This window comes from Brackiella oedipodis DSM 13743 (genome assembly GCF_000621025.1).
In the GTDB taxonomy this organism is placed as follows: domain Bacteria; phylum Pseudomonadota; class Gammaproteobacteria; order Burkholderiales; family Burkholderiaceae_B; genus Oligella; species Oligella oedipodis.
Map to the genome: position 1 here is coordinate 286,831 of NZ_KK211205.1, position 16,614 is coordinate 303,444.

Sequence of the window (16,614 nt, forward strand, 5' to 3'; positions counted from 1 at the left end):
GATAGCATTAGTGTGACTGGGGCAGGTGCCTTTAGACTCGGTGACAAGACCCGTTTATTACTTGAATATGGTCACAAAAACGGTCACGAAGAAAAAAATGAGGGTGATGTTGGCGGTATTGGTCCTGAACGAACCAAGGTTAATCCACAGCGCTACCACCAAAACAACTTCATGGCACGTATTGAGCAAGACCTCGCCCAAGGTCATCGTCTCGATCTCGGCTATGAAATCCTAAAACGCAACAAAGCCATCGACGCCAAAAGCGATCAAGGCACAGAAAAATACAACGAAGGCAATAAACAAAACTTTAGTAGAGCCGAAAATCAGCGCGCTTGGTTAGGCTATCACTTCAAAGCGCTAGAGAATTTGGCCGCTGTTGATTCCTTAAGCCTCATCGGTTACTGGCAGCGCAGTAAACTGAACGAAGGTTATGACGCTTTTCGCAACAAGAATAATGATAAACGGGCTCGTTTGCCGCAACCGAATATTCGTCCAGATGGTACCTATAGCACGAATTTCAGAGACTTTAGGCGCCGTGATAATCCATTTGGCTATGGTTATCCTTACGGCGATATTGACCGCGATAACCAAATCGAAAATACCTCTTGGGGTATTAATTTTATGGCCGATGGCTATTTTGGAGACAGCGATTTTTATTCAAAATGGCAGGTAGGCTTTAATTGGAATCGTAAAAAGGACGAACAATTTGCCGGTGGTAACGATAATTGCCCCTATGTTCCTAATCTCAGAGGGGGATCTGGTCCTTATGGCCCGACCGCATGTAATGCTCTACATGCGGGGTTAGCAGATTCGCCAAAAATTCTGGGTGATGATATTAGTGCTTATTTAGATAATACCTTTGCTTGGCATGATGCCATGTTCCGTGTCACACCAGGGGTGCAGTTTGATTGGTACCGTCGTAAGCCAAGTGCCCAAAATGGTTTTGGCAGAAAAGCGGCTGACGGCAATATGGATGATCTCAGTAATGTGCATGATCAACGTTTTTCACCAAGAATTTTGTTGGAATTTAGTCCCACCTTGGATTGGAATATCTACGGTAAATATTCCTATGGCTATCGGGCACCACAAACCGAAGAAAGCTATTTGAAATTTGGTGCTATGGGTTCTTATATCAATAAAGGGAACCCAGATCTAGAGGCTGAAAGAAGTCGCGGATTTGATGTCGGTGTGGCCTACGATGATGGTGTTGGACGCGCCAAACTTAATTATTTCAATACCTTATATTCAAACTATATTGAATCACAAATGCCTTTCCCTGAAGGCTCTTACTATGATCTTTTACTCAAGAGTCCAGAGAATCCCTATCCATTCGGAGGCTCAACCTATGTGAACTTGGATAAAGTGCGCTTGTACGGTCTCGAGTTTTCTGCGGGCTATAACTTTACGCCAGAATGGAGTGTAGATACGGCCGTCGCGTGGACTGTGGGCAAAAACAAACAAGACAATACCTATTTGAATTCTGTCTCACCTGTACGTGGTACTGTCAACTTGGCCTATACCGACTATGCATGGGGTGCGAATGCCTTACTCGAATGGTCTGGCAAGCGCAGCAAGGTTCAAGATAAAAAAGGGGATTTCCGTGCCCCAGGCTATGCTATCTTGAATCTGGGCGCCTTTATTAGTCCACAAGAAGTCCTCAAAGGCCTAAAAATTCAAGCGAATGTGATGAATGTGTTTGATAAAAAATACTGGAAATACTCTGATATTCCTACCAGTGGCACGAGTACCCGAGACCTGGACTTGTACACCGCGCGAGGTCGTTATGCGCTCTTGAGTATTAGTTTTCAGTACTAAGGACTCGATGTATCTCAATCTAAACCTTGCGGCTCTTGCAGCAAAAACGGACTAAATGAATATTTTTGTGGCAGGCCGCAATGGTCTAATCAAAAGTTGTATTTTTGCACTTCCAATGATGAATATAGGCAAATACTCGCTGAAAGGGTCTAACATTTATTGACCTGAATGAAAATAATAATTAGTATCATTACTGATATTTCGCAACAATTTGATACTAATATGAATAAAACTTTTGCTTATAAGACTTTACCGGCGCTTGTTTTATCCTCTTTAGCGGTCGCGCAAGCCCATGCCGAAACAGTGACCACACTGGCGCCAATTTATGGAACGGCCAGTTATCGCGAGAGCGCAGAGGAAAAAGCCATTAACCTGACACCTAATGTTGATCGCTTTAGCCGAGAAAAACTCGAAGCGAACAATATCCAAAGTTGGCAAGATTTTGGTTCACGTCTCGATCCGAGTGTGACCTTTAATGAGTCGAATAAGAGTATTAACATCCGGGGGCTAGATGAGCATCGCGTCAAAGTTTTTAAAGACGGTGTGCCCATGCCTTACCTTAATGACGGTGCTCGCGGCACCACCGGTGGTGTAGAGCAAGTCAATTTTGATACTTTATCGAAGATTGATGTGGTCAAAGGACCAGGCCAAGGCGCTAGCGGCATCGGCGGTACGGTTGACTTATCCACCTTAAGTCCGAGTGATTTATTGAGAGCGGATAGAGATATTGGCTTTTTGGGTAAAACCTTATTTAGTGGTTATGACGATAGCATTAGTGTGACTGGGGCAGGTGCCTTTAGACTCGGTGACAAGACCCGTTTATTACTTGAATATGGTCACAAAAACGGTCACGAAGAAAAGAACGAAGGTGATATCGGTGGTCTCGGTCCTGAACGTACTAAAGTCAATCCAAAGCACTATCACCAAAATAACTTCATGGCACGTATTGAGCAAGATCTCGCCCAAGGTCATCGCTTGGACTTAGGTTATGAAATGCTCAAGCGTGACAGTTCTAGCGATGCTAAAAGTGAGCAAGGGACTAAGAACTATAACGAAGGCAATAAGCAGAATTTCTCTAAGGCAGAGAATCAACGTGCCTGGGGTGGCTATCACTTTAAGGCCCTAGAAAACTTCTCACCTGTCAGCTCTTTAAGCGTCGTGGGTTATTGGCAACGCACTAAATTAAACGAAGGTTATGATGCCTTCCGTAATAAAGCTAACGATAAACGTGAACGTATGCCGCAACCGAATATTCGTCCAGATGGTACCTATAGTATGAATTTCAGGGACTTTAGGCGTCGTGATAATCCATTTGGCTATGGTTATCCTTATGGTAATTTTGACCGCGACAATGAAACCAAAAACACCTCTTGGGGCGTGAATCTTAATGCCGATGGTTATTTTGGGGACAGCGATTTTTATTCTAAATGGCAGGCAGGCTTTAATTGGAATCGTAAAAAGGACGAACAATTTGCTGGTGGCGAAGATAACTGCCCACCCTTACCGAAATTACGGGGTGGATCAGGTCCGTTTGGTCCGGCGACTTGCAATATGTTGCACAAGGGGATCGCCGACTCACCTAAGGTCTTAGGGGATGATATTAGTGCCTATTTAGACAATACCTTTGCATGGAACAACGCTATGTTCCGTGTAACGCCCGGCGTGCAATTTGATTGGTACCGTCGTAAACCAAGTGCTCAAAACGGATTTGGTACGAATTCCACCGACGGTAGCCCAGACGATTTAACAAACGTCAGTGATCATCGTTTTTCACCACGGGTACTCCTAGAATTTAGTCCAACCCTGGATTGGAATATCTACGGTAAATATTCCTATGGTTATCGTGCGCCACAAACCGAAGAGAGCTACCTAAAATACGGTGCCATGGGTTCCTACATCAATAAAGGCAATCCTAACCTAGAAGCAGAAAGAAGTCGTGGCTTCGATGTCGGTGTGGCTTACGACAATGGCGTAGCGCGTGCTAAATTGAATTACTTTAATACCTTGTACTCAAATTACATTGAGTCACAAGTGCCCTTTCCAGAAGGCTCCTATTATGACTTATTAGTCAAGAGTCCAGAGAATCCTTATCCATTGGCGGCCACTACTTATGCCAATATAGACAAAGTGCGTCTCTATGGTCTTGAATTTTCTGCGGGCTATAACTTTACACCAGAATGGAGTGTAGATACGGCCGTCGCGTGGACTGTGGGCAAAAACAAAGAAGACAATACCTATTTGAATTCTGTGTCACCCGTGCGCGGTACAGTCAACTTAGCGTATACCACTAATACTTGGGGTGCGAATGCCTTACTCGAATGGTCTGCCAAGCGTAGTAAGGTACAAAACAAAGACGAGGATTTTCGCTCACCTGGCTATGCCATCTTGAATCTCGGTGCCTTTATTAGTCCACAAGAAGTCCTCAAAGGCCTAAAAATTCAAGCGAATGTGATGAATGTGTTTGATAAAAAATACTGGAAATACTCTGATATTCCTACCAGTGGCACCAGCATGCGCGATTTAGACCTCTTTACCGCGAGGGGTCGCCATGCCATGTTGTCAGTGAGTTACCAGTACTAATTTCATGCTACTATCTTAGCGTCCCAGGCTCTAAACCTATGTATATATGTTTAGAGCCTTTTGCTTTGATGCTGCAGCTTTTGTAATGCATTGAGGGGGGCCGCTTAACTCATAGTGTAATCACTAGGTGGCGGTCCGACACCAGACGTAAGGGCTACGCTGTATTACAATAAGGCGCAAGTGAACGCGTGTGCCGTGACAAGTAGGCACGTGAGTGCTGGCATTTAGTTTTAATCTCTTTATTTTTTTATTTCTATTTAATATTCCTATTTGTGAGAGTCAGGTGCCACATTTTGATCTCATCCAATTAGTCTTGCTCTGTGTAGCTGCTTTTTTTGTGGGCTTATCCAAAGGTGGCCTATCGACTGCAGCAGCGATCTCTGTCCCTTTACTCGCCATCTTTATGGATCCCATCCAAGCGGCGGCCTTACTATTGCCGGTTTATATCATCACCGATTGGATTGCTGTTTGGTTGTACCGACGGACCTTTTCGGCTCGCAACCTCAAAATCCTTCTGCCACCCATATTATTAGGCATTGTGTTAGCCATGTTTTTGGCACCCTATACACCCGAAAGCTTATTATTGATTGTTACGAGTCTTATTGGTCTGTGGTTTTGTTTAAAAACATGGTTAGGTAAAAAACAAAGCGAGGGCGTACCTGCTAAGGTGATACCAGGCGTTTTGTGGGGCACAATCGCGGGCATGACTACGTTTATTACCCATTCGGGCGGACCGCCGCTACAAGCTTTTCTACTACCGCAGCGCTTACCTAAATTAGTTTTTGCCGGTACGATTAGTTTTTGTTTTGCTGTGTGTAATTTAGCTAAGTTGCCAGCTTATGCCTGGTTAGGTAAATTAAACGATTTGAACTGGCAACTCACACTCATGCTCTTAGCGGTGGGCATTGTGGGTACACGTGTGGGGCGCCGCTTAGCCATTATTATGCCCGAGCATGTTTATCGTCGTTGCATTGAAATTATGTTGTTTACCTTATCTTGGGTGCTCATTGCCAAAGCGGTATTTATGATTTATGAGTCGTGACTTGTCTTGCATGAGACCCATATCAGCCTGCCCTTAAGCCTAGGGGCGGGCTTTTTAGTGCTGGTCAGACGGCTTTTGGTGGAAATGCCTAACCTGGGAAGTGAGACGCCAAACCTTAGCGCCTTGGATCATTATCCATACCTTAGTCCTCATTGAGCCAATTAGGACCATATTCTTTATCAGAGGGTGTTGTGTCAAAACCGTAAGAGCGAATAAAGTCAGCACCACACTGTTTTTTTAAATAGCGCAAGGCATAGGCGGGTATGTTAGCTAATGCTAGCCATTGCCATGCCGCTTCTTCATCACCTGCTTTATCGGCGTAATCTGATTCGACTAAATTGAGCGCTCTTTCAGACATACCACCAGCGAGTTGATACTGGCGTTCTTCTTCAGTCATATAGCTTTTGGGTTTAGTGTTCATGCTGGTCTCCTTTAATGAGGTAGTTTGACTTTTAAGTTTATCACTCTCTACGTTACCGATTTTTTCTCTGATGACTTTGCGCTCAACGGGGTAGCGGTTGGGCAGGTACTCGACAAAGAAGTCAGAGACTTACAGTTTAAATTCGAATAATGACAGTTTAATTTTTGTCTGTTCATCATTAAAAAAATAGAAGAGGACGAAATTATCAAGGCCATCGTCGGCTCAGCCAAACTTGAAGGTTTAACAGTAAAACAGCATGTGATTGATGATATGAAACGCATCAACTGAGGCGAGTTGACTGCTGAAAATGCGATCGATAGGATTTTACGTGAGTAAATATAGCGATCGAGCCGATGTCTGCACCGATTTAGAACCAGGTGCTTAAAAAACAAGCTCGGTATTAGTTGTGCAAATAAACTTTAAAAAGTCGAAACCGAGATGACAAGTTTTCGAGCGCACGACTTATCTAACAATCGAATGTTTTTTAATGGTTTTTTGAAGGGATTCGAAGACAATCGAAGGGATTTGAGGAGGGTCAAAAAGAAGAAATGGCGGAGCGGACGTGTGCCATTTAATTCGTTAACTGATTGTTTTCAATAAAAAACCAGTGTTTTAAAAAACAAAAATACCATCAGATTACACTTTTAGGATGTTGTTGGTATCCTACGACATTTTTACGAACGCGCTTCGATAATTTTATTCTTTATCCAATCATCGATTTCTGTTTTTACCCAAAAAGTGCGCGCGCCGATTTTAAAGGGTTTAGGAAAACTCGGATCGAACAGATTGGGATACTTTGGGTTTAGTTTGCAATAAATGCTGGAGTCGCTTTTAAGATGTAGGAGTTTTTTGACTTCTGACAGGCTGATAATTTCCATATCGGTTTGCATTGGTTTTTCCTTTATTTAAAAATCGCCGAGAATATCCCACGATTTTTTAGTACGGGTCGCTGGGGCGGCATGTGCTAATCCTTTTTCGCGCGCTGGCGCTTTGGCTTTGGCAACTTGTTTTTTAACTTTTACTTGGGCAACGCTCACAGGCATCGGCGCGTTGGGATCGACTTCGGGGATTTTTATTTGCTGCTCTGGATTATTGTCTTGGGCAGCGGTCAATACGCGCTGTACGTACGAGGTTTTGCCTTCTTTGGCAAAGCCGCGCTTAAAGTTGCCACTGTAGTAGCACGAAAAAGCTTTTTGTAGACGAGATTGTGATTGATCACCGGCTCTATTAAAGCAATCGGTCAAAATCGCTTGACTGGTTTTTAAATTCAAACACGGGTCAAAGACGGTTTCAAACGTCAGACCATATTTAGCTAAGTTGTAACGATTGATTTGAGCCAAGCCTAAACTGAAGTTTTTGCCCATTGCCTTAAGGACTTTGACCGTTTCAATCGCTTGCTCGAGCGAAGTGGGTTGCTCAACCACACCGTCTACGACGCCAATGGCAAAGGGGTTAAAACTACTTTCCGTTCTTACCAAGGCTTGTAGGGTGTTGGGATGCACCGAGGACGCGCAGCGTTGTGCCATTTCATTGAAATTAAATTCTTCAGCGTATGCAAGGTTGGGCGCTAGAAGGCCTAACCAAAAAAAAGGCGCTATTTTATAAGTAGCGCGATCAGTAAAAATAGGTTTAAGCATAATAGTCCTAGTGATATTGAATTTAACGTTTTCGCTTTGGTGGCGATTTTTTCAGACGACGCCACTGTCTGAGCGATTTCGGATGCGAAGGTATGAACATTCTTGCGATTGATGAGATCAAGCTCAATTAGTAGGTTTTCTTTAGTGTTCACTAAGGCATTAGCGATTTTTTCTAATTCATGTTTGCGCGTATCCAAGTCGGTTAACAGGGTTTGCCAATCGGATTTTTCGCTCTTTTGCTGGGCATCGATATAGTTTTTAATAGAAAGCAACAGCGTGACGGTCGGATCGTTTGGCGTGAGTTTTTCTTGGCTTAAACAAAACCAGTCATTAATAATTTGGTTTTTTGAATTCGTAACGCTATCAATTTCTTTGTCTGAGGATTCTTCACTCATGGTTTTTCCATAAAAAAACCGCCTAGGGTCGCTAGGCGGTAAAAGCTACGTTATTTACTTTTTAAAGTTCAAGGTCAGGATCATGGTTTTGATCGCGACCGGCTTCTGGATTGAGCTGCTCAATCATTTTGGTTTGCATTTGCGTATAGAGCTTAGCCGCTGTTTTTATATTTTCCTTTCTAGCCTCAAGCACGAGTTTTTCTTCGTTTGACAGGCGGCTTTTGGTAGAGTTGCGTAACCGTGTGAAGTGAGACGCCAAGCCTTGGCGCGCCGGATCATAGGGCAAACCCGCACGACGATGTTTGGGTAACTTTAAGGATTTATTAATGGCGGCATACTGGACTGGATCATTCACCATGTCGATATGTTCTTCCACCACAGAGAGCTCCTTGAGTGCAGTGGTTAGGCTTTGCTCCATATCTCTGCTATTGGTATAGCGTTCCAAGTCAAATTCAACGAACGACTTTTCTATATCAATTATAAGTTTAATATCGCCACTCTGACCTATAACTTCTACATTCCGACTCTGCTCAATACGTGCTTCTTTAAGGGATTGAGCAGAGTTGGCTTCTTGTTGTGATTTTACTAAACTTGCTTCTTGCAGCAAACCAAGCTTTATTGTTGATAAGGAAAACTTGTAATCCATACCTTAGGCCTCATCGAGCCAATTAGGACCATATTCTTTATCAGCGGGTGTTGTGTCAAAACCATAAGAGCGGATAAAGTCAGCACCATTTTCTTTTTTTAAATAGCGCAGAGCATAAGCGGGTAAATCAGCCAGTGCCAACCAGCGCCAGGCTGCTTCATTATCACTAGCTTTAGTTGCAAAACGAGATTCATTAACACACAGTACACTTTCAGTCACACCACTAGCGAGTAGACGCTGGCGTTCTTCTTCAGGCATGTAGCTTTTCGGTTTAGTATTCATGGTGGTCTCCTTTAATGAGGTTGTTCGATTTTTAAGTTTATCACTCTCTACTTTACCGATTTTTTTCTCTAATAACTTTTCGCTCCACGGGGTAGCGATTGGATCGCTCATTTTTCTGTTTTTCCTGCTGGGCTTTTTGGGCTTGTTCTTCGTTATATTGCGCGAGAGCTTGCTCGTAGTCTTGGGCAAGTACCCATTTGCCGCCTTTTTCAGGTTCACCCACGTATTTAATGTCTGAAGCAACGGTGTACTCATGGTTGTCATAGTCAACGCAGTAGGCGGGTTTTGATTTTAGGACGATTTTTTTAGCAGTCGTAATCTCTTGGTCTTTACCAAAACCACCGATATTGACGGTCTCTTTTACAAAGACGGTTTTCGTGTTGTGTGCGTTTAAAAACTCTGGCGTGCAGCGGCCGGCGCCTTGGGCAATCACATCCATTAAGGAATTCATTTGGATTTGCGTTTGAATAAAGTCAGGCAATTGCTCTGAACCACTTTGCCACGGGCATTGACCGAGAAATTTGCGGCGTGCCTTAACGGTTTCTGACCAGCGTTTAAAGCTAATTCCAAAGTAGTGCGAAAGCGCTGGGGCGCATTCACCCGGTCTAACCGAAGACGATAAGCAAAGTACAGCTTCACACGCGAGTTTTTGCGTGCCGTTTAGTTCCACGGCGGCATTGGCCGACTGGGCTAGACTGGCGAGCGCAAGCGCAGAGATAACTACGGCAGCCCGTGGGTTTTGTCTAAAGCATTTTGCGTTATTCGCTTTTGTCTGTGTTTTCTTCAATAGGTAACTCATGATTGGTTTCTCCAAGGACAGTATCGAGTTGAGTAAAAACGTCGTTTTGTACGCTCTTTAGGCGGTGGCGCGACATAATGTTGAACAGTGGATGGGTAGCGACTTCTTTGAACGTGAGGTTGTTTTGCGTCATAGTTCGCAGGTCTTGACCAAACGTATCGGGATTACGGTCAGGTAGATGGATGACCCCGAGAATTTTATTCTTGTATTGGTTAAGTAGCGTTTCAATATTAGTGGCCGATCCTTGAAAGTCGTTTTGCCAGAGGACAACTTGGGCGTCGAGATTTTCAAGAATCTCTTGGGCACTCTCTAAGGTGTCACTGGCGGCTTGGCCGCCGACAATCGGAATATGAATGAAGATTTTAAAGTGGTTCATTTTTAAGATTTCAAACACCGCTCCTTCCATTAAATAGAACATTAATGGTACGAAGGTGGCCGAACCGTTGTCGATGACAGCGTACTGCTGATCACCTTCAACAAGATAGGTGATGAGGCCATCAAAGACGGCGGTGTTGATTTTTTTATGCGCGTCTAAGATGTTAATAGTGTTGATGTCGAGCGCTCGGATTTTGGAGAAGGTCGAATTAACGGGGTCAGTGTCAAAACCGATGGTTTTGCCGTTGTTTTTCTCTTGTAGGTATTGGATTAACAGTAGGCTGATGAAACTTTTTCCAACACCGCCTTTACCTTGAAGAACAAAGTGAATTTCTTTCTCTTTCATTAACAAATTTCCATAAAAAAACCGCCAGGGCGAACCATTGGCGGTGAACAAAATAAAAAAACAAAGTGGATTAAAAAATCAATCACTTATTTTCGATGAACAGGGATGATTGGTTGATGCCCATTCGCTTCGCGTGGTGGGGTCATCGGTCTTGTCCTGATCTTGTAACCATTGCTCATAATCTTTCATATCAAAGTCAACGAGCGGCAGGTCGTAATCGAAATGCAAAGTCAGCGCGACGCCTTGTAATAAGCGTAGTTCGATCGGGTCACTGATAAACGCTAAATCATTTTGATCGAGATAAATGCGATAAACGTTGCTCGGTGAGATAGTTTTATCAATGAAGGGTTGAACGATGGCTTTACGACGCATTAATAGGTCATTGAATTTTTCTTGAACGTCTTGCGGTATTGATGGCCGCCCTGATTCCCAAAACACCCATGAACGTTTAGAGACGTCGCCAATGAGCTTGGCGGCTTCTTGTTGGGATAGGTTTAAAAGCGCTCGGGCTTTTTTTAATTCTTGACCATTCATTAAATTACGGGTTTTCGAGTGTGGCGACTGACCACCTCTGAAGACGGTCAGTCAAATAGCTCTATTCTACATTACATTGAATTCCCAACACGAGCATAAGCCGAAGGTAAATTCGCCCATTTCTTCATAACGATAGGCGACTTCTTTGCACGCTTGAGAAGCCACAACATCGTAATAGATGATTTCAGGTTCAAGGCCATCGAAGTTTTCATCATATTCTTCAATACCAAGGTCACGAACGTAGGTGAGATCGATGATCTCTCCGTCTTTGATGCACGCCAGTGCCCAGCCGCAACCTTTATAAGTCACTAGCTCTGGTTTTAATTTAAATACCTCTTTCATGGGGTTATCTCCTGAAGAAAAAATGCAACTGAGCGGTTCTCAATTGCGGTTAAAAAATTATCTTTCAAAAACAACCCGAACGAGTTGCTTTTGAAAGTCGCCTACGAAGGTAAGCGACAGTAATGTCGGTCTGCTCCCGATTGTCCGCATTGTTTAATGACGTTTCGCTCGTTGTTCCCTGGATACCAGGCCCAGCCATTTCGCCACGTGATTTTTCGCCATCACAGCAAGCGTATTTCGGCGAGGTGTTGTCAGCACCTAGGTCGAAGCGGAAATTAATCGGCTCTGCGCTTTCACCACGCACGGCTATTCTGTTTGGGGGCTGCCCGACCGTTGAACCCCATAAGTCTATTCCATTGGGAGTAGGTTTCTATCAGTTGACTGACTGACTATTCAGTTGATTGTTAAAGAGCAAGAAGTGATTCTATGGTTTGATTATTACTTATGCAATATTTATTGTCAATACTTTTGTAATGTTTTTTATTGGATTTTAACAACAAATTAATACGTTTGGATTTAGTGGGATTTGCTTAGATGATATTGAATAAAGTTTTCTATTTCTTCTTTAATTTGATCGGATAGAGAATCGTATTGTTGTTTGGTAATCGAGAAAAAAGGCCATAGGTTTTTATTCGACGTATCGCCATAATATAGCCACTCAACACTTACGTTTAATGCTTTTGCTATAGAGAAAATGTGCTTTGTATCTTTATTTCTACCATTTTCTATGTGCGCAATGGTGCCTTGGCTTATTCCAATTTTTTTAGCTAGGTCACTCTGACTGAGTTTTTTGCTTATTCGAGTCGTTTTTACACGCTCGCCTAAAGTTTGCTGAATGGTGATCATAGCTAATTTTTGCATATGAAATTAATACATTTGCATTGATTAATGTATTACTTATGTAATAGAATAAATGGGACTACTTATCACTTTTGCTATTTAGATTTTTATGACACCGCAAGAACAGATTAAGCATTTGATTCGAAAGGGATTTACACAACAAGAAATCGCTGATTTTACGGGGATTTCGCAGGGGGCAATTTCTCAGATTAAATCCGGGAAAGCCAAAAATATACGTGCGAATACCTTTTTAAAAATCAACGAGTTGTACATGATTGCGATTCAGCGGACCGTCTTAGAAAAAGAAAAAATGAGGAAAAACTTATGAAAAAACGAATTGCTCTTGCAAATGAAGTTAGTAAGGAAGAACGCCAGAGACAAATGGATAAATTTGAGCTAGGAGTGGTGAGTCGCTGTTTTGCGCAGATTTCCCTTCCGCATTCGAAGCCAGATAGCTATTTCTTTTCAAGATGTTGCGGGACTTTTAAGTTGAACGTGGTAGCCGATCCTAATATTGGTTTACCCTATGGCACTTATCCTAGGCTATTATTAGCTTGGATTTGTACAGAAGCAACTAAAACCAAAAGCACAAAGTTGGAGCTGGGAACCAACCAATCAGAGTTTTTACGAAAACTCGATATTTCGCGGCAAGGCTCCACCATTGCATCGCTTAAAGAACAAACAACACGTTTAGTCAATTCAACGTTTAGTGTGAATATTAAAGGTGAAAATTTTCGCTATCGGCGCAATTTAATCATTGCGGAATCGTCTTTTGAATTCTGGGAGACACACAACGGTGGTTGGGAGAGTCATTTAAATTTAAATCCCGTTTTTTTAGAGGAGTTGTTGGCTCATCCCGTGCCGATTGATTTACATGTTTTGAATGACATTCGAAAAAGCCCTTTACTTATGGATGCTTATACGTGGATTGCTTATCGAACGTATTTAGTTTATACGTCGGGTGGACGACCAGTTAAAATTAGGTGGGAGGACTTACAAACTCAATTCGCGTGTGGGTATGAACAAAAAAAACATTTTAAAACTAAGTTTTTAGCCGCTTTAAATAGACTTAGTGATTATTATCCAGAATTAACTGGTGCGATTTCATCGGATACAGATTTCTTGACTGTTGGTGGTGTTAAATTAATCCCTTACAAATAGATTTTTTTAATATATTTTTTAATTTTTTGAGCCTCTTGATGAATTTCAAGGGGCTTTTTTTTCGCCATTTTTTATCAGATTTTGATTAATTTTTGATCAATTATTACGCAAAAATTGATCAAAAACTTGCGTTGTAACGCTCCCGCTTTTGCGTTGTAACGGTGACCAGCTTGCGTTGTAACGGTGACCGGTTTGCGTTGTAACGGTGACCACTCGACCTGTGCATAACCATTATTTTATTTTTAAAATCAACCACTTAAAATGTAACAGCCCTCCGGCAAGACATTTGCAAGACATATATGCAAGACATAAACCCTTATCTTCAGGAAAGATATGAGTTTTATGAAAGATATAACAATAAAGGTATAAGGCAAAAGCATTTTTTTTTTTTTTTTTTTTTTTTTTTTTTTTTCTGAGCGTGCGATTTTTTTTTGGAACGCCCCTGCGAGGCCGCCGGAGGCATAGGAGAGCCTGGTCCAATTTTGGAAATGCGAAGCATTTGCAAAATTGGACAGGAAGCGCTTTGGCGCGTTGTTGAGAAGAGGTACGGTCTTTGCTTGGGGTGGGTTTTCGCTTTTCGCTTGGCCGCGTTTTTGAAAAAAAGAAAGGCTGTATGCAACCTGAGAAAAATTCAGGGTCGCGTTTTTTCTTTTTTTTCGGATTTCGTTTTTAAGACTTCTTTTAGGCTTGTGGTGCGTTTTTCTTCTTTTCCTAATACCTTTATTAGACTTGCCTGTGTTTTCGTTTTCTACATGCCTTAATCTTCGTTTAATCATTGTTCTGGGTGTGTTGGTTTTGCTCTTTTCGCATGGCCGCGTTTTTTGAAAAAAGAAAGGCTGTGCGCACTCTGAGAAAATTCAGCGTCGCGATTTTTTCGTTTAAACTATGCTTTAGCGGTGTGGGCTGTTGTTTTTGGCTTGGACACGTTTTTTGAAAAAAGAAGGCTGTGGGCAGCCTGAGAAAAATTCAAGCGGCTTTTTTATTTTTTAAAGGAGAAAATCATGGACGATCAAAAAATCAAACTACCGACACAAGACGAGATCGACAGCGCGCTTTTTGATTGCATATTTCAGGATGCGAGCGCTGATGAAATTTTAGAGGCGTTTGATCTAGTTGCGGAAGCGATGAGTAAGGCGCAAAAAACGCAAGATACGGATTTGCGTTGTAACGGTGACTCTTGATTTTATTGATGAGAGATATATCACATGACGCCGTCATGGCTGAAGCCTTCGGAGAAGTGCGACACGTTAAGCCATGCACAAAATCTGTGGATAACTAAGTTAAAACACTTATTTTTGATGTGGCAAGTATTTGATATTAAAGGTTTTTAGGTGGTGGTGGTTAAAGCGTGCTCATTCATAAATCGTTACTTTTTTAACCAATCAGGGCCATATTTTTCATCGGCTAGTTTTGTATTAAAACCGTAGCTTAAAATAAACTCAGTGCCAAACTCCTTTTTTAAGTAAGTAAGGCAATGGGCGGGTAATTCAGCTCGGGCAAGCCATTGCCAGGCTGTTTCGCCATCCCCGGCTTTCTCAGCATAGCTCGCTTCAATTAGAGGCAGTGCCTTTTTAGGCGTACCATCAGTGAGGCGGCGCTGGCGTTCTTCTTCAGGCATGTAGCTTTTGGGTTCAGTGTTCATGGTAGCTCCTTAATTAAGCGGTTTTTTACACTAGCACGATCAGTAATTTAAATTATAAATTAATTCAAAACTTTTAAATAAATTACGGAGACAATGAAAGCCATTACCTATACTGAAGCGCGGCGAAATCTAACGCAAAAAATGCAAGAGGTGGCCGACAATCGGGAAGCTTTATTAATCACTCGTGTCAGGGGTGAAAATTGCGTACTGTTATCTGAATCAGAATACAACGCTTTACAAGAAACAGCGTATCTGTTGCGCTCGCCGGCCAATGCCGCCCATTTATTAAAAGGGATGTCGGAAATGCAGGAAGGGCTTGGCGTCGGAAAAGGGTTGCTAGAGTAAAACTTAAAGATCGAACTCGATATCGTTTTTTATCTGTTTTTCAAAGTTTTCTAGAGTTAAATGCTGACAATGTTTTTCTAGACTTTTGAAATCATTGGAAAGTTTTTTTAAGAAGCGGGCATCACGCGTATTGTTATTCGGGTCGCTAACGACATTATATAAATTAATCGCTTTTTCAGTGAGCTCTTTTTGAAAGGCAGATTCACTAAGAATTTCGACTTGAATTGCAATGAGTTTTTTATATTTTTGGCTTGATATTTTGTTATAGTTCAGGAGCTTCACAAATCTATTATCTGGCACTGGAATCATATTATTGACATGGATAACACCAAGATTCTGCTCCTTTGAAAATAAGTGAAATGTGTTGTTAGAGCGGTTTTTTCTCATGTCCCTTGAAGACATTGGCGCAAAATAATTAAAAGCACCAACCTCAATTATTACCCCTACGTAGGGGCGGCTGCGCTCCTTAGATGCTTTGTTAAAAGCAACTTTATTTTCTTTTTTGGCCAAATATCCTATAAATTTGTTATCTATTGTATAAATATTCATAAACAATAAATACAGAACAATTAAGAATGAAAAAGGGTAATGGCGTACCATTACCCTTTTTTAATCGCCCATTAAGGCAGGACTCACCTATGAATTTAATCGCCCATTGAGGCAGGACTCACCTATGAATTTAATCGCCCATTAAGGCAGGACTCACCTATTTTTCAGGTTCAGTATAACAGTAACCTTTTGGAATTTCAATTTTAATCGCTTATTTTCTTAGCCATGGTGGTGGCATGGAATTTTCTCTATTCCTTTTATGAAGTTCAGCTAGTGCCTCGGCTTCTTCCTTTTGTTTTCTTTCCATGTATTCGGCGAAGTTTTCTTCTTTTTTAGGAGCGGGCTCGTTTTTGTCTTCTGGCGCGTTTTCTGGATTGTCAGGCGCTTTGTCTTTTTTTAAATGAACTCGAACGTATCGACAAAGAACTTGATAATTAATTGAGACATTTTCTTGCTTTAAATACTCATGTATTTGTTTTACTGTATAGCCATCATTAAAAAGAGATTCGATGTTTTCATGAAAAACTGACAGCTTGCTTTGCCCAGGTTTATTGTTTTGTTTAAATTTTTCTAATGTGTTCATTACATATCTCTTATTTTACGGAAGTGATTATTAACGACTTTAGTTAGTTCTTCTTTTGAAGCTGGTTTATAAATAAACGTTGAGTACAATTTTTATCAGTTATTTTATAATATACATATACTAAATGTATATAGATAGTACTTAAATTAAAAATATATGTATATAAAATAAACAATTACTTTACTATATTATATTTTACATCTACAAAAAGTATAAATTATATATAAATTAAAAGTGGTATCTACTTATAATCATTTATTTTTTATTAAATATACATAAA

General features: G+C 41.5%; 23 protein-coding genes. 8 read left to right on the forward strand and 15 right to left on the reverse strand.

Going from position 1 to position 16,614, the window contains the following annotated elements:
* From Q335_RS0104575 to Q335_RS0104585, 3 genes are all read left to right on the forward strand, one after another.
* A partial coding sequence (locus tag Q335_RS0104575; protein ID WP_028357629.1) for a TonB-dependent receptor domain-containing protein occupies positions 1-1,815 on the forward strand: 1,815 nt, incomplete at its 5' end.
* Between the two features lie 222 nt (positions 1,816-2,037).
* Positions 2,038-4,395, forward strand: a complete 2,358-nt coding sequence (locus tag Q335_RS0104580) for a TonB-dependent hemoglobin/transferrin/lactoferrin family receptor (RefSeq protein ID WP_169733498.1) — start codon at positions 2,038-2,040, stop codon at positions 4,393-4,395.
* Between the two features lie 214 nt (positions 4,396-4,609).
* Entirely contained in the window at positions 4,610-5,437 is an 828-nt protein-coding gene (locus tag Q335_RS0104585) for a sulfite exporter TauE/SafE family protein (RefSeq protein WP_211248244.1), read from the forward strand.
* Positions 5,438-5,579: 142 nt separating this feature from the next.
* Here Q335_RS0104585 and Q335_RS0104590 read toward each other — a convergent pair whose 3' ends face one another.
* The gene (locus tag Q335_RS0104590; protein ID WP_028357632.1) at positions 5,580-5,858 is read right to left on the reverse strand and encodes a hypothetical protein; all 279 of its coding nucleotides are present in this window, start codon (positions 5,856-5,858) and stop codon (positions 5,580-5,582) included.
* A 24-nt stretch (positions 5,859-5,882) separates the two neighbouring features.
* Between Q335_RS0104590 and Q335_RS10405 the strand changes: the two genes are divergently transcribed.
* On the forward strand, positions 5,883-6,008 hold the full coding sequence (locus tag Q335_RS10405) for a hypothetical protein (RefSeq protein WP_281172895.1): 126 nt from the start codon (positions 5,883-5,885) through the stop codon (positions 6,006-6,008).
* Between the two features lie 524 nt (positions 6,009-6,532).
* Here Q335_RS10405 and Q335_RS0104600 read toward each other — a convergent pair.
* The 10 genes from Q335_RS0104600 to Q335_RS0104645 form a co-directional block, all read right to left on the reverse strand.
* Positions 6,533-6,748, reverse strand: coding sequence for a helix-turn-helix transcriptional regulator (locus Q335_RS0104600; RefSeq protein WP_028357633.1), 216 nt, complete (start codon positions 6,746-6,748; stop codon positions 6,533-6,535).
* A 15-nt stretch (positions 6,749-6,763) separates the two neighbouring features.
* A complete protein-coding gene (locus Q335_RS09255; protein WP_084493545.1) occupies positions 6,764-7,495 on the reverse strand; it encodes a lytic transglycosylase domain-containing protein in 732 nt (243 codons plus the stop codon).
* A complete protein-coding gene (locus Q335_RS0104610) occupies positions 7,453-7,890 on the reverse strand; it encodes a hypothetical protein (protein ID WP_028357634.1) in 438 nt (145 codons plus the stop codon). The genes Q335_RS09255 and Q335_RS0104610 overlap by 43 nt, the downstream gene beginning before the upstream one ends.
* A 61-nt stretch (positions 7,891-7,951) precedes the next feature.
* Positions 7,952-8,536 (reverse strand): hypothetical protein, encoded by a 585-nt coding sequence (locus Q335_RS10330; RefSeq protein WP_211248245.1) that lies wholly within the window; start codon positions 8,534-8,536, stop codon positions 7,952-7,954.
* A gap of 3 nt (positions 8,537-8,539) precedes the next feature.
* On the reverse strand, positions 8,540-8,929 hold the full coding sequence (locus Q335_RS0104620; RefSeq protein WP_211248252.1) for a hypothetical protein: 390 nt from the start codon (positions 8,927-8,929) through the stop codon (positions 8,540-8,542).
* Positions 8,871-9,617 (reverse strand): TrbM/KikA/MpfK family conjugal transfer protein, encoded by a 747-nt coding sequence (locus Q335_RS09265; protein WP_051532297.1) that lies wholly within the window; start codon positions 9,615-9,617, stop codon positions 8,871-8,873. Before Q335_RS09265 ends, Q335_RS0104620 begins: the two co-directional genes overlap by 59 nt.
* A complete protein-coding gene (locus Q335_RS0104630) occupies positions 9,577-10,338 on the reverse strand; it encodes a nucleotide-binding protein (protein ID WP_038369389.1) in 762 nt (253 codons plus the stop codon). The genes Q335_RS09265 and Q335_RS0104630 overlap by 41 nt, the downstream gene beginning before the upstream one ends.
* A 78-nt stretch (positions 10,339-10,416) precedes the next feature.
* The gene (locus Q335_RS0104635; protein WP_028357637.1) at positions 10,417-10,872 is read right to left on the reverse strand and encodes an Aca2/YdiL-like domain-containing protein; all 456 of its coding nucleotides are present in this window, start codon (positions 10,870-10,872) and stop codon (positions 10,417-10,419) included.
* Positions 10,873-10,938: 66 nt separating this feature from the next.
* A complete protein-coding gene (gene acrIIC1 / locus Q335_RS0104640; RefSeq protein ID WP_028357638.1) occupies positions 10,939-11,214 on the reverse strand; it encodes an anti-CRISPR protein AcrIIC1 in 276 nt (91 codons plus the stop codon).
* A gap of 516 nt (positions 11,215-11,730) precedes the next feature.
* Positions 11,731-12,075, reverse strand: a complete 345-nt coding sequence (locus Q335_RS0104645) for a helix-turn-helix domain-containing protein (protein WP_245588281.1) — start codon at positions 12,073-12,075, stop codon at positions 11,731-11,733.
* A gap of 88 nt (positions 12,076-12,163) precedes the next feature.
* On the opposite strand from Q335_RS0104645, the gene Q335_RS09270 reads away from it, so the two are divergent.
* Together Q335_RS09270 and Q335_RS0104655 are read left to right on the forward strand one after the other, a co-directional pair.
* A complete protein-coding gene (locus Q335_RS09270) occupies positions 12,164-12,382 on the forward strand; it encodes a helix-turn-helix domain-containing protein (RefSeq protein WP_038369391.1) in 219 nt (72 codons plus the stop codon).
* On the forward strand, positions 12,379-13,215 hold the full coding sequence (locus Q335_RS0104655) for a replication protein RepA (RefSeq protein WP_051532298.1): 837 nt from the start codon (positions 12,379-12,381) through the stop codon (positions 13,213-13,215). Before Q335_RS09270 ends, Q335_RS0104655 begins: the two co-directional genes overlap by 4 nt.
* 248 nt (positions 13,216-13,463) lie before the next feature.
* Here the strand turns inward: Q335_RS0104655 and Q335_RS0104660 are convergent, their stop codons facing one another.
* Positions 13,464-13,991 (reverse strand): hypothetical protein, encoded by a 528-nt coding sequence (locus Q335_RS0104660; protein ID WP_028357641.1) that lies wholly within the window; start codon positions 13,989-13,991, stop codon positions 13,464-13,466.
* Positions 13,992-14,216: 225 nt separating this feature from the next.
* Here Q335_RS0104660 and Q335_RS0104665 point away from each other — a divergent pair, with 225 nt between their 5' ends.
* Positions 14,217-14,396 (forward strand): hypothetical protein, encoded by a 180-nt coding sequence (locus tag Q335_RS0104665; RefSeq protein ID WP_028357642.1) that lies wholly within the window; start codon positions 14,217-14,219, stop codon positions 14,394-14,396.
* Between the two features lie 185 nt (positions 14,397-14,581).
* On the opposite strand, the gene Q335_RS0104670 is transcribed toward Q335_RS0104665, so the two are convergent.
* Complete coding sequence (locus Q335_RS0104670; protein ID WP_028357643.1) at positions 14,582-14,857, reverse strand: hypothetical protein; 276 nt, start codon at positions 14,855-14,857, stop codon at positions 14,582-14,584.
* 93 nt (positions 14,858-14,950) lie between these two features.
* Here Q335_RS0104670 and Q335_RS0104675 point away from each other — a divergent pair, with 93 nt between their 5' ends.
* Positions 14,951-15,202, forward strand: coding sequence for a type II toxin-antitoxin system prevent-host-death family antitoxin (locus Q335_RS0104675; RefSeq protein WP_028357644.1), 252 nt, complete (start codon positions 14,951-14,953; stop codon positions 15,200-15,202).
* A gap of 3 nt (positions 15,203-15,205) precedes the next feature.
* On the opposite strand, the gene Q335_RS09275 is transcribed toward Q335_RS0104675, so the two are convergent.
* Positions 15,206-15,751, reverse strand: a complete 546-nt coding sequence (locus Q335_RS09275; protein WP_169733499.1) for a type III toxin-antitoxin system ToxN/AbiQ family toxin — start codon at positions 15,749-15,751, stop codon at positions 15,206-15,208.
* Positions 15,752-15,962: 211 nt separating this feature from the next.
* Positions 15,963-16,334 carry a hypothetical protein gene (locus tag Q335_RS0104685; protein ID WP_028357645.1) on the reverse strand — a complete coding sequence of 124 codons (372 nt, stop codon included), beginning with the start codon at positions 16,332-16,334 and terminating at the stop codon, positions 15,963-15,965.
* Positions 16,335-16,614: the final 280 nt, after the last annotated feature.